Source organism: Mycobacterium sp. E2989 (assembly GCF_001667595.1).
Classification (GTDB): domain Bacteria; phylum Actinomycetota; class Actinomycetes; order Mycobacteriales; family Mycobacteriaceae; genus Mycobacterium.
This window is the reverse complement of sequence record NZ_LZJX01000108.1, coordinates 1-14,573: the sequence shown is the minus strand read 5'-3', so window position 1 is coordinate 14,573 and position 14,573 is coordinate 1. Positions and strand designations below refer to the sequence as shown.

Sequence of the window (14,573 nt, the reverse complement as noted above, 5' to 3'; positions counted from 1 at the left end):
AATCACGTGATGGCGTTAATAGCGGCCGACAGTCTCGACTTGAACGAGTCGGGAATGGGAATGTACCCGTTGTCGGCCAGGCCACTCTGCCCCGCACCGATCGTACTTTGCAGGAACGCCTTCACGGCGGTGCCGACCTGTGAATCGGGATACTTCGAGCAGACGATCTCGTACGTCGCCAGCACGATCGGGTAGGACCCGGCTTGGGTCGGCTTGTAGAAGGACAGCGTGTCGAGCACCAGGTCGTTGCCCTGGCCGCTGATCTTGGCCCCGGAGATGGTCTTGCCGACCGAGTCGGAGCTGATCGCGACGGCGTCCGGGCCCGCCGACGTGACGACCTTGGCCATGCTCAATTTCTGCGCCTGGGCGAACGACCACTCGTTGTAGGTGATCGACCCCTCGGTGGCCTTGATCGCCGCCGACGTGCCGTCGTTGCCCTTGGCGCCCTCGCCGACGCCGCCCTTGAACGTCTTGCCGGCGCCCTTACCCCACGCGCCGTCGGAGGCGGCGTCCAGGTACTTCTGGAAGTTGTCCGTGGTGCCGGACTCGTCGTTGCGGAACACCACGTGAATCGGTTCGGCGGGCAGCGTGACGCCGGGGTTCAGCGCCGCGACGGCCGGGTCGTTCCAGGTCGTGATCGCGCCGTTGAAGATCTTCGCCGCCGTGGGACCGTCGAGACTCAGCGAGCTCAGCCCCTTGACGTTGTAGGTGATGGCGATCGGGCCGAACACCACCGGCAGGTTCCACGCCGGCGAGCCGCAGCGCTGCTGTGCCGCGGCGTATTCCTTCGCGGCGAGCGGCGAATCGGAACCACCGAAATCGGTTTGGTTGCCGTTGAATTCGCTGATTCCGGCACCCGAGCCGTTGGCCGTGTAGTTCAGCGTCTGGCCGGAGCAGGCCTGTTCGAAGGCGTTGACGAACCGCGTCATGGCGTTGGCCTGCGCGGTCGACCCGCTGGCCTTCAGCGTCTTCTTCCCGCCGCAGCTGACCTTGCCCGACGAGCCACTCGTCGCACCGCTCTCGCCCGTGGCGTTCTTGTCACTTCCGCACCCCGACAACACCAGCGCGCCGGCGGTCACGACGCTCAGCGCGGCACCGAATCGGTTGAGTTTCAAGTCACTTCCTAACGGTAGGGAGGAAACAGGTGTGCCGACGTCCTGATGGCAATCGAGCGTCGACCGGCGTCTCTCGCAGCAAGGAAGCTAACAGCAAGAAGGTTAACGTTGGGCAAATTGCTGTCGGCTGATTGTCGCTGGCCAAGGCGGCTTGAGGGAAGCCCCGCACGCCCGCGCGAGGGTGCTCACGAAATGGCGTCGATCGCCGCCGACAGCCGGGACTTGAACGACTGCGGGACGGGAACGTAACCGTTGTTCGTCAAGCCGTCCTGACCGGCACCGACGGTGCTCTGCAGGAACGCCTTTACGGCCGTGGCGACCTGCGGGTCGGGATATTTCGAGCAGACGATCTCATACGTCGCCAGCACGATGGGGTAGGAGCCGGACTGGGTCGGCTTGTAGAAGGAGAAGGTGTCGACGACCAGGTCGTTTCCCTCCTCGGTGAAGTCGGCGCCGGCGATCGTCTTGCCGACCGAGTCGGCGCTGATGGCCACGGCGTCCGGCCCGGCCGAGGTGACGACCTTGGCCATGTCGAGCTTTTGCGCCTGGGCGAACGACCACTCGACATAGGTGATCGAGCCCTCGGTGGCCTTGACCGCCGCGGACGCGCCGTCGTTGCCTCTGACCCCCTCACCGACGCCGCCGTTGAACGTCTTTCCGGTGCCCTTGTCCCAGACGCCGTTGGCGGCCGAGTCCAGGTACTTCTGGAAATTGTCGGTGGTGCCGGACTGGTCGTTGCGGAAGATCACCCGGATCGGCTCGGCGGGAAACGCGACGCCCGGGTTCAACGCCGCAATGGCCGGATCGTTCCACGCGGTGACCGCGCCTTTGAACATTCGGGCGGCCGTGGGGCCGTCCAGGTTCAGCGACGCGACGCCGGCAACGTGGAAGGCGATCGCGATCGGGCCGAACACCACCGGCAAATTCCAGGCCGGCGAACCACAGCGCTGCCGGGCCGCGAAGTATTCGATGGACGCGAGCGGCGAGTCGGATCCCGCGAAATCCGTTTGATTTCCCGTGAATTCGCCGATACCCGCGCCCGACCCGTTCGGCGTGTAGTTCAGCGTCTGGCCGGGGCAGGCCTGCTCGAAGGCCCTGATGAAGCGGGTCATCGCGTTGGCCTGGGCGGTCGAACCGCTCGCCTTCAGCGACTTCGTCCCGCCACAGCTCACCTTGCTGGTCGACGTGCCCGGCCCGCCGCGGTCTCCGGCCCCGTTCTCGTTACTTCCGCAGCCCGACAACGCCAGGGCAACAACGGTCGCGACGCCCAGCGTCGCTCGAAATTGCTTCAGCCGCAATATGATTCCCGACGGGAGAATTCAACCATGATCGCCACCATTCGCTAGCCGCCGCGCGCCGGCAAACTTTTCAGCACTAAGGCTAACGCCGCGCGAATGATCTCGCAGTGGACGCGAAAGGCGGCCGGACCGTCCGGCGGCCGATGGGCAGGGGGCGTTACATCGCCCCGCCGATGTGCAAAAGTAGAACCTGTTCCAGAAATGCCGCATCCGAGACGGCCGGGCTTGCTACCGTGTCGGCTGACAACTTGGGCGAAGAGAGGCCGCAATGATCCTTGACAGATTTCGTCTCGACGACAAAGTCGCCGTCATCACCGGTGCCGGCCGCGGCCTCGGGGCGGCCATGGCGGTGGCTTTCGCCGAGGCGGGCGCCGATGTGCTGATCGCCTCGCGCACGGAATCGCAACTAGAAGCCGTCGCCGATGAGGTCCGCGCCGCCGGCCGCCGAGCGCACATCGTCGCCGCCGACCTGGCCCACCCGGAGGCGACCGCGGAGCTGGCCGGCCAGGCCGTCGAGGCCTTCGGCAAACTAGACATCGTCGTCAACAACGTCGGCGGCACCATGCCCAACACGCTGCTGACCACCTCGACCAAAGACCTCAAGGACGCGTTCACCTTCAACGTCGCCACCGCCCACGCGCTCACCATCGCGGCGGTGCCCCTGATGCTGGAGCACTCCGGCGGCGGCAGCATCATCAACATCACCTCGACCATGGGCCGGCTGGCCGGACGGGGTTTCGCCGCCTACGCCACCGCCAAGGCAGCGCTGGCGCACTACACCCGGTCGGCTGCGCTGGACCTGTGCCCGCGCATCCGCGTCAACGCGATCGCGCCGGGATCGATCCTGACCTCCGCGCTGGATGTGGTCGCGTCCAACGACGAACTGCGCGCACCGATGGAAAAGGCGACCCCGCTGCGCCGCCTCGGCGATCCCGTCGACATCGCCGCCGCCGCAGTCTATTTGGCGTCACCGGCGGGCAGCTTCCTGACCGGCAAGACGCTCGAGGTCGACGGCGGCCTCACCTACCCCAACCTCGACATCCCCGTCCCGGACCTGTGACCCCTTGACGCGCGAGTAGACGCAAACTCGCCTGCGCGCCCCCCAGTTCATGCGATTTTGCGTCTGCTCGCGGTCGTGAACCAACCACCCCGAAGGAGCCCGTCATGCCCATCCCCGTCGTCCAGTTGGGTACCGGCAATGTCGGCGTCCACGCGCTGCGGGCGCTCATCACCAACCCCGAGTTCGAGCTCAGAGGCGTCTGGGTGTCATCGGAGGCCAAGGCCGGCAAGGACGCGGCTGAGCTTGCCGGACTTGACGATTCGACCGGCGTGCTGGCCAGCACCGACCTGGACGCCGTGCTGGCCACCGGCCCGCAGTGCGCCGTCTACAACGCGCTGGCCGACAACCGGTTGCCCGAGGCGCTGGAGGATTACCGGCGCGTCTTGGCCGCCGGGATCAACATCGTCGGCAGCGGTCCGGTCTTTCTGCAGTACCCGTGGGAGGTGATCCCCGAGGAGCTCATCAAGCCCATCGAAGACGCCGCGCGCGAAGGGAATTCGAGCGTGTACGTCAACGGGATCGATCCCGGCTTCGCCAACGACCTGCTGCCGATGGCGCTGGCCGGCACCTGTCAGAACATCCAGCAGATCCGCTGCATGGAGATCATCGACTACGCCACCTACGACAGCGCGGCCGTCATGTTCGACGTGATGGGCTTCGGGAAGCCGCTCGACGAGATACCCATGCTGCTGCAGCCCGGCGTGCTCAGCCTGGCGTGGGGATCGGTGGTGCGGCAACTGGCGGCGGGCCTGGGTCTATCCCTCGACTCGGTCGCGCAGGAGTACGTGCGCGTGCCGGCGCCCGAGGACTTCGACATCGCGTCGGGGCACATCCCCAAGGGCAGCGCCGCCGCGCTGCGGTTCGAGGTGTTCGGCATGGTCGACGGCGACCCCGTCGTGGTTCTCGAGCACGTCACCCGGCTGCGCGAGGACCTGTGCCCGGATTGGCCGCAGCCCGCCCAGCACGGCGGCTCCTACCGGATCGAGATCACCGGCGAACCGTCGTATGCCATGGACGTCTGCCTGAGCAGCCGCAAGGGCGACCACAACCACGCCGGGCTGGTCGCCACCGCGATGCGGGTAGTCAACGCGATCCCCGCCGTGGTGGCCGCCCCGCCGGGAATCGTGACCACGCTGGACCTCCCCCTGATCACCGGCAAGGGGCTCTACCTGCCCGGTTGACTGGCGCACCGACGGCCGAGGCTTATTCGGCCGAATGACGGGTAGCCCTCCGGTGAACCCGTAGTGTTCGGCTAACCTCACTTTTCTATTCGGCCGAAGGAATCGAGGGGCGAGACGTTGACGCGGAGCAGCCAGGACTCGCTCAAAAGCAGTTGGTATCTGCTCGGGCCCGCCTTCGTCGCCGCGATCGCCTACGTCGACCCGGGCAACGTCGCGGCCAACGTCAGTTCCGGCGCGCAGTTCGGGTACCTGCTGCTGTGGGTCATCGTGGTGGCCAACGCGCTGGCCGGGCTGGTGCAGTACCTGTCCGCCAAACTCGGTCTGGTGACCGGGCGCTCGCTGCCCGCGGCCATCGGCAAGCGGATGGGCCGTCCGGTGCGGCTGGTGTACTGGGTTCAGGCCGAACTCGTGGCGATCGCCACCGATATGGCCGAAATCGTCGGCGGCGCAATCGCTTTGCGCATCCTGTTCGAGTTGCCGCTGCTGCTCGGCGGGATCATCACCGGGCTGGTATCCCTGCTGCTGCTGGCCATCCAGGACCGGCGCGGGCAAATCATCTTCGAGCGCGTCATCACCGGGCTGCTGCTCGTCATCGCCGTCGGGTTCGCGGCCAGCTTCTTCGTGAAGACGCCGCCGCCCGACGCCGTGCTCGGCGGGCTGGTGCCGCGATTCCAGGGCACCGAAAGCGTGCTGCTCGCCGCCGCCATCCTGGGCGCCACCGTCATGCCGCACGCGGTGTACATGCATTCCGGGCTGGTCCTGGACCGGCACGGGCATCCCGCCGAGGGCTCGCATCGACGCCTGCTGCTGCGGGTCACCCGACTGGACGTGGTGCTCGCCATGGCCGTCGCGGGAACGGTGAACGCCGCGATGCTGCTGGTCGCCGCGATCAACCTGCAGCACCGCGACGTCAGCGCCTCCATCGAGGGCGCCTACTCGGCGATCCACAACACGCTGGGCGCCACGATCGCGGTGCTGTTCGCGGTCGGATTGCTGGCGTCGGGGCTGGCATCGTCCTCGGTGGGCGCCTACGCCGGCGCCATGATCATGCAGGGGTTGCTGCACCGCAAGATTCCGATGCTCGTGCGCCGCTTGGTCACGGTGTGCCCCGCCCTGGTGATCCTGGCGTTCGGGTTCGACCCCACCCGCGCGCTGGTGCTGTCCCAGGTCGTGCTGTCCTTCGGCATACCGTTCGCGGTGCTGCCGCTGGTGAAGCTGACCAGCGATCGCGAGCTGATGGGTGAGGACACGAATCACCCCGTCACGACGGTTATCGGTTGGGGCGTCGGCGTGATGATTAGTCTGCTTAACATGGTGCTCATCTGGCTGACGGTGACCGGCTAAATGCCGGCCCGCCGGCACGCCTACTTCGCATACGGGTCGAACCTGTGCGTCGGGCAGATGGCGCTGCGGTGTCCCGACGCCGCCGATCCACGGCCGGCGGTGTTGTCCGATCACGATTGGCTGATCAACCAGCGGGGTGTGGCCACGGTCGAGCCGTGCGCCGGCAATCAGGTGCATGGCGTGGTCTGGCAGATCTCCGACGGCGACCTGGCGACGCTGGACAGCGCCGAGGGCGTGCCGGTGCGCTACCGGCGCGACCGGCTGACCGTGCACACCGACGACGGGCCAGCCCCGGCCTGGGTCTACATCGACCACCGGGTGACGCCGGGTCCGCCGCGGCCGGGTTACCTGCCGAAGATCATCGACGGCGCGGTTCAGCACGGGTTGCCGCAACGCTGGATCGACTTCCTGCGGCGCTGGGATCCCTCCCGCTGGCCGCGCCGGGTGTCGTCGTCCGGGCCTGCGCCGCAATCGCTTTCGGCGTTGCTGGCCGAACCCGGAGTGACCGAGTCCAGCCAATTGCGGTCGCGGTTCGGCTTTCTCGCCATCCACGGCGGCGGGCTGGAAGAGATGACCGACGTGATTGCCGAGCGCGCCGCCGACGCCGCCGGAGCGTCGGTGTACGTACTGCGCCACCCCGATCGTTACCCGCACCACCTGGCGTCGGCGTTGTTCGACCCGGCCGAATCGCCCCGGCTCGCCGAATTCCTCGACCATGTCGACGTCGCGGTGTCGCTGCACGGCTACGGCCGCATCGGGCGCAGCACGCAACTGCTGGCCGGTGGCCGCAACCGCGCACTGGCCGCGCACCTGGCCCGGCACATCCAGTTGACCGGCTATCAGGTGGTCACCGATCTCGAAGACATCCCGCCGGAGTTGCGGGGCCTGCATCCGGGCAACCCGGTTAACCGCGTGCGCGGCGGCGGGACACAGCTGGAGCTCTCCCCGCGGGTGCGCGGGATCAGCCCGCGCAGCCCGCTGCCCGGGTCCGACGGCCTGTCGCCGGTCACCAGTGCCCTGGTGCACGGATTGGCCGAAGCGGCGCGTAGTTGGTAATTGTCCCCATTGGTTGAACGGAGTTGTTGGTGGCCAAGGATTTTCGCTTCGGAATGAGCATGCGCTTCATCAAGTCGCGCGAGGCATTCGTCGAGAAGGTGAAGCGTGCCGAAGACGTCGGATTCGACATTCTTTGTGTGCCGGACCATTTGGGCGCGGCCTCCCCGATCGCCGCGCTGACCGCGGCCGCCATGGTCACCACGCGACTCAAGCTCAGCATGTATGTGCTCAACGCCGCCTTCTACAAGCCGGCCCTGCTCAGCCGGGACCTCGGCGACCTGGACAAGCTCAGTGACGGCCGCCTCGAGATCGGGCTCGGCACCGGATACGTGAAGGAAGAGTTCGATGCCGCCGAGCTCCCCTACCCCAGCGCAGGCGCCCGGGTCGACTACCTCAAGCACATGACGAAATACCTGAAGGAACATCACCCGAAGACGCCGATCCTCATCGCCGGCAATGGCGACCGGGTGCTGACCATCGCCGCCCGGCACGCCCACATCATCGGGCTGACGGGTTCGCGGGTGAAGGAGGCCGACGACCCGCTGACCGAACGCATCGAGTTCGTCCGCAGCGCCGCCGGCGACCGATTCGACTCGCTGGAGTTGAACCTGGCGATCACCGCTCTGCCGGCCGAGGGTGAGACCATGCCCGACCTGAGGATGACCCGGCAATACGCCCCGGGGCTATCCGACGAGGAGTTGCTCGAGCAGACCTCGGTGCTCAGCGGGACGCCGCGTGAGATGGCCGACAGGTTGAACTTCTACCGCGAGAAGTACGGGGTCACGTCCGTCACCGTGCAGGACAACCACATCAAGAACTTCGCGAAGGTCATCGCGGAACTGCGCTGACCCGTCGCACCAACGGTCTCCCGGTAAGCTCAGGCGGTCCGCCCTCGTAGCTCAGGGGATAGAGCACGGCTCTCCTAAAGCCGGTGTCGCAGGTTCGAATCCTGCCGGGGGCACCAGAGTTGTCGCAGCTCAGAGCCTATTTCAGTTGGCACATCGGTCGGGCACGCGGATGTCCGCGATGCTTCCCGATCAACCAGATTCGGTCGCGGCGTGGGGAACGCCCAGCCCCTCGGCAAGATTCCGCAGAGCGATCTGCGCCAGCGGCAGGTCCACTCCCACTTCCCCGCCAAGCCCCAGCGCCAGGCCGAGATCCTTTTCTCCCAGTTCCCTGGTGTGCAGGAAGGGTTGGTAGAGGAAGTGGTCCGGGGCGAGCGGCTTGCTCATGTCGTCGCGGAACATCATCGCTCCGGTGCCGCCGCTGTGCGCATCGGTGTGGCGCACGACCCGACTGAAGGCTTGCACATCGAGACCCGCCCGCTCGGCGAGCTTCATTGCTTCACAGGCGGCCGCAAAAGACGTGAAAGTCAACATGTTGCGCGCCAGCTTCATCCGGGTCCCCGTGCCGGGTTCTCCGGCGTGAACCACCATAGACGCCCACTGCTTGAACGCCGGCTTGACGCTCTCGTAGACCTGGCGTTCGGCACCCACCATGACAGCCAGATCACCCGTCTTGACCGCTTCCACGCCACCGCTGACCGGTGCATCGATGACGTGAATGCCGTTGGGCTCCAGCTCCGCGGCCAGTTCGACCGCGGTCCGGTGGTCGATCGTCGAGTGGATCGCGATGACGGTCCCGCGCTTGGCCCGCGGGGCGAGCCGCGCCACCACGTCGCGCACCTGCTCGTCGTTGAGCACCATCACACTGATGATGTCGGCGACGGCCACCTCGGCCACGTCGTCGGCCACCTGCACACCGGCGTCGGCGAACGACGTTGTGGCATCGGGCCGGACGTCGAAGACGATCAGGCCACCGGGCCAGTCGACCAACCGCTTGGCCATCGGCGCGCCCAGATTGCCCAGCCCGATGAAGCCCACCTTCGAATCTTCGGCCACGGGTATCCTCCTCGGAGTCGCGTGATCATTGTGCACGACGGCATGCTCACGCCCGCCGCAGCAGCATTGCGGTGGTGCCGCTGTTGGCCGCCCCCACCCCAACCGCGGCGAGCGACGCACCGTCGACCTGTCGCGCGGCGGCCTCGCCACGGATCTGCAGGCACGCCTCATGGAGATGCCCGAAGCCGTGCAGACGTCCTCCGGATAGCTGCCCCCCGGCGGTGTTGATGGGTAAGTGCCCGCCCAGCGAGATGCGCCCCGGATCGGCGACCCACGCGCCGGATTCGCCGACCGGGCAGAAGCCGAAGTCCTCCAGCCAGCAGAGGACGAAGACGCTGAACCCGTCGTACAAGGACGCCACGTCGACATCGGCGATCGTGAAATCGGTGCGCTCCCAGATCGTGGACCAGCGCGAACTGATGCGGGTGATGTCTTCCCCGCCCTCCCAGGTGAACCGGTCGTGGTGGGCGCAGTCGAGGGCCTCGACGGCCACGGCCGGGTGATCCAGCGCGGCGACGTGCTCGGCGCGGGAGACGACGAACGCGGTCGCCCCGTCACAGGCGATGTCGCAGTCGAACATGCACAACGGGTCGGACACCATGCGCGCGCTCAAATACGCGTCCAGGTCGAGCGGCTCGCGATAGATCGCCGTGGGGTTGCGCGCGGCGTGGGCTCGCTGCGTGATCGCTATCGATGCGAGCTGCTCTCGCGTCAGGCCGTATCGCAACATCCGCGCGCGGATCTGGAGCGCGGCCAGGTTGGCCGCCGTCACACCAAATGGCATCTGCCAGCCCAGCATTCCGGCGGGACGCCCGCCGCCCGACCCGTAACCCTTGCGCCGGCCGGCGCCCTGAGCGGTGCCTTCCCAGATGCTGCGCCAACACAAGACATGATTGGCAAGCCCGCCGGCCACGGCGATCATCGCGTCCACCACCGCGCCCAGCTGCCCCGGGTATTCGACTCCCCCGGCGACCCAGTTCGGCTGAATTCCCAGCGCGTCGTGGATGTCCCGCAGCGACGCCCCGGAGAACCCGAGGCCCGGTTGCGACGACCCGGGATAGGTTGTGAGCCCGTCGATGTCGGCCAGCGACAGACCCGCGTCGGCAACCGCTGCCAGACACGCCTCGGCGGTCAGCTCCAGCGGATCACGCCCCAACCGGCGGCCGATTGCCGACTGACCGATGCCGCTGATGATCGCCCGGTCGGTTACCGCGCTCTTCACCAGCGCTCCGGCTCGAACAATGGAATGAACACCTCGTCTTCGCCGTCTACGCATCGGTCGAACACGACCCGAACGGGCATGTCCGGGGTGACCTCGTCGGGATGAACGTTCACCAGGTTGGTCAACAGGCGGGCCTGCCTGTCCTCGACCGGAGTGACGAATGCGATCAGGTAGGGCGGCGTGAAACCCGGAAACCATTGGTGGCGATTTACCGTCCAGGATTCGACGAACCCGCGGCCGCTGAGGTCGACATACTCGATGGACGCGCGGTCAACGGGGCATCGCAGCGCGGGCGGGTGACACAGCCGCCCGCAGTTGGTGCAACGTTGCATGCGCAGCACCCCGTCGGCGCCGGCGGTGAAGAAGGGCCGATTCAGGGCGGTCAGCGCCGGAACCGGCCGATGTGCGTCTGGCATGAGAGTCATGCGTTGTGGGCGATTCGACTGCTAGCCAAACACTCCCGGCGATTGCGAGTAATCCACCGTCGACAGTTCGGTCATGCCCCCATCGACGTGGAGCACCGTGCCGGTCACGAATGCCGCGCCGTCCCCCGCCAGGAAGGCCACGGCGGGCGCGATCTCCACGGGGCTGGCGCCGCGCTTCATGGGTGAGGCCGCGGCGGTCCGCGTGTAGTTGTCCCACTCGGTGCCGATCAATTTCTCCTGGGCCTCCGTGAGGGCGAACGGGCAGACCGCGTTGACGCGGATGCGATGGCGAGCCCACTCGTTGGCGGCCACCTTGGTCAGCGCCGCCACCGCGCCCTTCGCCGCCGAGTAGGGGGCGGTGTAGGCGATGCCGGCGAGTGCGGAGCCCGACACGAAGTTGATCACCGACGCCCGCCCCGACTCGCGGAGGAACGGAAAGCAGAGTTGCATGAACCGGAATGTCGCCTTGGGCCCCGTGGCCTCGGACAGCTCCCAATCCTTGTCGGTGACCAATTCCAGAGCCTTTGGCATCGCGAAGAACTGCGCCGCGTTGACCAAGACGTCGATGCGGCCGCCCCCGGTTTCCGCCGCCTCCTGGACGGCGGCTTCAATGGCATCGCGGTGGGCGACGTTGGCCCTGATGAAGGCGGCCCGCCCGGAATTGCCACGTATGCGCTCGACGCGCTCGAGGCCCTTCTCCCCGTTCAGATCGACGATCGAAACGTGAGCGCCCAGGCTGGCCAACTCCTCGGCGATGGCCCCTCCCAACCCCTGAGCCCCGCCGGTAACCAGCGCGTATCTGTCCTCCAGACGAGACAAGACCACTCCTTGCTGCGATGTAACAATAGAACACTAACCGTTCAATCATCCAATAATTGCAGACGGCCGCCGCCGCTGCCTAGTGGGCGTGCACTCATGCGGCTGGACGGGCACACGCAGGGACACGGCCGTACTAGCAGGCCGGTGCGGTTCCCGAGCGCAACGGCGCACCTCGCGTAGCATGAACTGCTGAAACCACTGCCCTCGGCCTGGTAGGAGTGAGATGTTGACTGATCCGGTCACCAGCGAATCGGCGGTCGGCGCCGAGGTCGACCGCCGTGACCAGATCCTCGACGCGGCAAACGAATGCTTTGCTCAGCTGGGCATCCAGCGCACGAGTGTGCAGGACGTGGCGCGCATGGCGAAGGTCTCGCGAGGCACCATCTATCGATACTTCGTCGATCGCGATGTCCTCATCCAAGCCGCCATCGAGCATGGCGCACAAGGCTTCTACCGCGAAGTCGCCGCGGCGATGGCCAAGAAATCGACGCTCGCCGAACAACTGGGCGCGATGGCCGAGACCCACGCAAAAATTCTGCTCGACCACCGGACTCGCAACCGGCTGATGGCCGACGACGCCGAGCTGATGCGCCACATGGTCGCCGACGGCGACGCTGCCGTCCGCCGAACCACAAAGTTCCTCGAACCCTACGTGCGCGACGCCCAGAAACGCGGCGAGGTCGGCGCCGGGGTCGACGTGACCGCCGGCAGCGAATGGCTGGCGAGAATCATCTATTCTTTTTCGACTGTCAATCAAGGTCTGACCTTCGATATGACCAAGCCGGCCACGGTCCGCCGCTACGTCGAGAAATTCGCGATCAACGGCCTGCGCTGACGCGGCCACGCCGCATGCCCATCACATAGCCGTGCGGCTGTCGCGACCCATCGCCGCGGGCTCGGTCGCGAACTCTCGCACCATCGCCTCGATCGTGTATGACGCGGCGAGCCGTCCATCTCGGGCGAACACCCGGCCGTCGCCCTGCACAAGCCCGCGTCCCGACCAGATGGCGTGGTTGGTGTACAGCAGCCAGTCCGTGACATCGACGTCGTCGTGAAACGCGATGGTGGCCTTCATGATTCCGGTCGACAGGGTGGCATGCGCGCGCGCCTCACCCAAGCCCGGGTGCGGCAACATGCCTGCGGCGATGGTCCAATGCGTCGTCGACTGGGCCAGCAACGCGGCGTTCAGTTGGGCATTCGGCGGCCCATCCCGGAATCGCACCCACGCGTTGATGATCGGCGGGCCTACCCGATCGGGATCCGGATCGTAAGCTCCATCGACCACCCGAATCTCGCGTCCGGTCATCCCGAAGCCCTGGAACGACACCGCCGACTCGGGTCCCGGAACCTGCGGCATCGGCTCGGAGTCGCGCATGACGTCTTCGGCCCCGGAGTCCGCAAGCACGATGCCTGCGCTGCGCAACACGCCCAGCTGGCTGATGCGGATTTCGGCCGACGAGAACGACCTCCCTCGGCGAAGCATGTCGACGGAAAGGTCGACGGGCGCGTCGAACGAGGCCGCTTTGATGAAGATCATCGATACCGACGTGACTCGTTGCCCGGGAAGTGCTTTCGATGCGGCGACGATCGCCTCACCGAGCAGCTGACCGCCCTCGACCACATTTCGACGCGTCGGCCCATGAGCTGGTCCGATGAACCCGCTTTCGGACACCTGCTGAACATCGATGATTCTGCACAGCTCGTCGGCGTCTCCCCACAGCGGGAATCGCACAGGGACCTTCGAGCCGTCTGGCCAGTCTTCGACGATGACCACACGCAGCGCGTCGTCGTAGAAACTGACGTGGCCCGCGATCGCCGAGACCTCAGGCAACGGAGTGGGGTAGGCCCACACGACGTTCTCGACACCGGAATCCGCCCCGTCAAGGCTCCAGTAACTTGCCCGGCCCTTGAACGGGCAGACGGTGCTGTGGTCCGACGGGCGGAGCAGCTCCCACCGCACGTCGGATTCGGGAAAGTACAAGCGGTCCTCGTGGTCGGTCTCGGTCACCACGAGGCACCGGTCGCTCTGGGCAACGAGCACATCACCGAACCACACCTGGCCCCGGTATGGACACGGGGTCGCCTCGATCCGGTAATCGGGGTAATCGGGCCACGCCGATTCGACTTGCGTTGACATCACTACCCTCTCGTCGCCGGCCTCATCCCGTCACCGTGCGCCGCGGCGACGACGGTGGACGAATTACCAGCTGCTCGAGGCCGACGGCGGGAAAGTTCAATGCGCTGGCGAATGTTCCCGCCAGCATGTCGGCGACGTCGTCGGGCGACATCAATGTCTCCTGCAAGAGGCCGCGCGCCACCCAATCCTCTACGACCACGCCCAGCAATTCGGGGTCGAACGCCGCGGTGAACTCCGTCGGAACGGTGCCGCCCACGGTCACACAGCAGTAGCGAAAGCGGGGATGCTCAGTGCGCCAGGCATTCAGGCTTTCTGACAGCGCGGCTTTGCTGGACGAATAGGCGCCCAGCGCGGTCCGCGGCTGGCCGACGGTTTCGGAGGAGAGGGCGCCGACGATCGCGGCGGGCGCGAGCACCGGCAGGCAGCACTTGATGACCTGATGCACACCGACGACGTTGGTCTGCATCACCTCCATCCAATCGTCGACAGAGGTGTCGGCGAACATTCTCAACGGCGCGTACCCCACCGAGATGAACAGCAGGTCGATTTCGCCAAGGCTCTCGCGGGCCATATCGGCGAGCCGCGCGCAGTCGTCAGCGTTACGCACATCCGCGCTGATGGCCGCGCCGCAGCCGGCGGCGGCGGCGACCTCGTCGAGACGGTCTCGTCGGCGCGCCGCGATAAGCAGGTCGGCGCCCTCCTTGCCGGCACGGACGGCGAATGCCCGCCCGATCCCGGCCGATGCGCCCACAACCACCACCCGCTTGCCGGCCAATGTCCGTTCGCCCATGCGCTGACCACCGATCGAGAATCCACGTGTCGAAAGCCATCCGACGTTGGAGAACAATAGTACATCTATTGTTCAGTTGAGCGGCGCTGGCCCGTTCTTCAGCGAAGCCCGTTGATCGCGAACGTTTCCACGTAGCGCCGGACAGTATCCGGCTTGGACATGTCGAACGTCTGAGCCTCGTTGACGGTCGAGAACGACCAGATGATGCGGGCCAGCCATTCGCTG

14 protein-coding genes and 1 tRNA gene are annotated in these 14,573 nt (G+C 66.6%); 7 read left to right on the top strand and 8 right to left on the bottom strand.

The window, feature by feature from the left end; translation table 11 throughout:
- Positions 1-2: 2 nt before the first annotated feature.
- Positions 3-1,115: a phosphate ABC transporter substrate-binding protein PstS gene (pstS, locus tag A5680_RS18905; protein ID WP_067822034.1), complete on the bottom strand. Its 1,113-nt coding sequence runs from the start codon at positions 1,113-1,115 to the stop codon at positions 3-5.
- A 185-nt stretch (positions 1,116-1,300) separates the two neighbouring features.
- Positions 1,301-2,413, bottom strand: coding sequence for a phosphate ABC transporter substrate-binding protein PstS (pstS, locus tag A5680_RS18900; protein ID WP_067822032.1), 1,113 nt, complete (start codon positions 2,411-2,413; stop codon positions 1,301-1,303).
- 268 nt (positions 2,414-2,681) lie between these two features.
- Between pstS (A5680_RS18900) and A5680_RS18895 the strand changes: the two genes are divergently transcribed.
- The 6 genes from A5680_RS18895 to A5680_RS18870 all read left to right on the top strand — a co-directional run bounded on the left by A5680_RS18895 (position 2,682) and on the right by A5680_RS18870 (position 8,018).
- The gene (locus tag A5680_RS18895) at positions 2,682-3,473 is read left to right on the top strand and encodes an SDR family oxidoreductase (protein WP_055404756.1); all 792 of its coding nucleotides are present in this window, start codon (positions 2,682-2,684) and stop codon (positions 3,471-3,473) included.
- Positions 3,474-3,577: 104 nt separating this feature from the next.
- The gene (locus A5680_RS18890; protein WP_067822030.1) at positions 3,578-4,654 is read left to right on the top strand and encodes a diacylglycerol kinase; all 1,077 of its coding nucleotides are present in this window, start codon (positions 3,578-3,580) and stop codon (positions 4,652-4,654) included.
- Positions 4,655-4,741: 87 nt separating this feature from the next.
- Positions 4,742-5,998, top strand: a complete 1,257-nt coding sequence (locus A5680_RS18885; protein ID WP_255380427.1) for an Nramp family divalent metal transporter — start codon at positions 4,742-4,744, stop codon at positions 5,996-5,998.
- Complete coding sequence (locus tag A5680_RS18880) at positions 5,999-7,054, top strand: poly-gamma-glutamate hydrolase family protein (RefSeq protein WP_067822026.1); 1,056 nt, start codon at positions 5,999-6,001, stop codon at positions 7,052-7,054.
- A 23-nt stretch (positions 7,055-7,077) separates the two neighbouring features.
- Entirely contained in the window at positions 7,078-7,902 is an 825-nt protein-coding gene (locus tag A5680_RS18875; RefSeq protein WP_082970419.1) for an LLM class F420-dependent oxidoreductase, read from the top strand.
- Positions 7,903-7,942: 40 nt separating this feature from the next.
- Positions 7,943-8,018: transfer RNA gene (locus A5680_RS18870), tRNA-Arg, on the top strand.
- A gap of 73 nt (positions 8,019-8,091) precedes the next feature.
- Here A5680_RS18870 and A5680_RS18865 read toward each other — a convergent pair.
- From A5680_RS18865 to A5680_RS18850, 4 genes are read right to left on the bottom strand one after another with little or no spacing between them, the layout of a single operon-like run.
- Positions 8,092-8,955, bottom strand: coding sequence for an NAD(P)-dependent oxidoreductase (locus A5680_RS18865; RefSeq protein WP_067822024.1), 864 nt, complete (start codon positions 8,953-8,955; stop codon positions 8,092-8,094).
- 46 nt (positions 8,956-9,001) lie between these two features.
- Positions 9,002-10,177, bottom strand: coding sequence for a thiolase family protein (locus tag A5680_RS18860; protein ID WP_067822022.1), 1,176 nt, complete (start codon positions 10,175-10,177; stop codon positions 9,002-9,004).
- The gene (locus tag A5680_RS18855; RefSeq protein ID WP_231977654.1) at positions 10,174-10,593 is read right to left on the bottom strand and encodes a Zn-ribbon domain-containing OB-fold protein; all 420 of its coding nucleotides are present in this window, start codon (positions 10,591-10,593) and stop codon (positions 10,174-10,176) included. The genes A5680_RS18860 and A5680_RS18855 overlap by 4 nt, the downstream gene beginning before the upstream one ends.
- A 30-nt stretch (positions 10,594-10,623) precedes the next feature.
- Complete coding sequence (locus tag A5680_RS18850) at positions 10,624-11,421, bottom strand: SDR family NAD(P)-dependent oxidoreductase (protein WP_082459950.1); 798 nt, start codon at positions 11,419-11,421, stop codon at positions 10,624-10,626.
- A 223-nt stretch (positions 11,422-11,644) separates the two neighbouring features.
- Between A5680_RS18850 and A5680_RS18845 the strand changes: the two genes are divergently transcribed.
- Positions 11,645-12,256, top strand: a complete 612-nt coding sequence (locus tag A5680_RS18845) for a TetR/AcrR family transcriptional regulator (RefSeq protein WP_067822018.1) — start codon at positions 11,645-11,647, stop codon at positions 12,254-12,256.
- Positions 12,257-12,277: 21 nt separating this feature from the next.
- Here the strand turns inward: A5680_RS18845 and A5680_RS18840 are convergent, their stop codons facing one another.
- Positions 12,278-13,558 (bottom strand): DUF427 domain-containing protein, encoded by a 1,281-nt coding sequence (locus A5680_RS18840; RefSeq protein ID WP_067822016.1) that lies wholly within the window; start codon positions 13,556-13,558, stop codon positions 12,278-12,280.
- Positions 13,559-13,580: 22 nt separating this feature from the next.
- A complete protein-coding gene (locus tag A5680_RS18835) occupies positions 13,581-14,405 on the bottom strand; it encodes an SDR family oxidoreductase (protein WP_231977653.1) in 825 nt (274 codons plus the stop codon).
- Between the last annotated feature and the right edge of the window lie 168 nt (positions 14,406-14,573).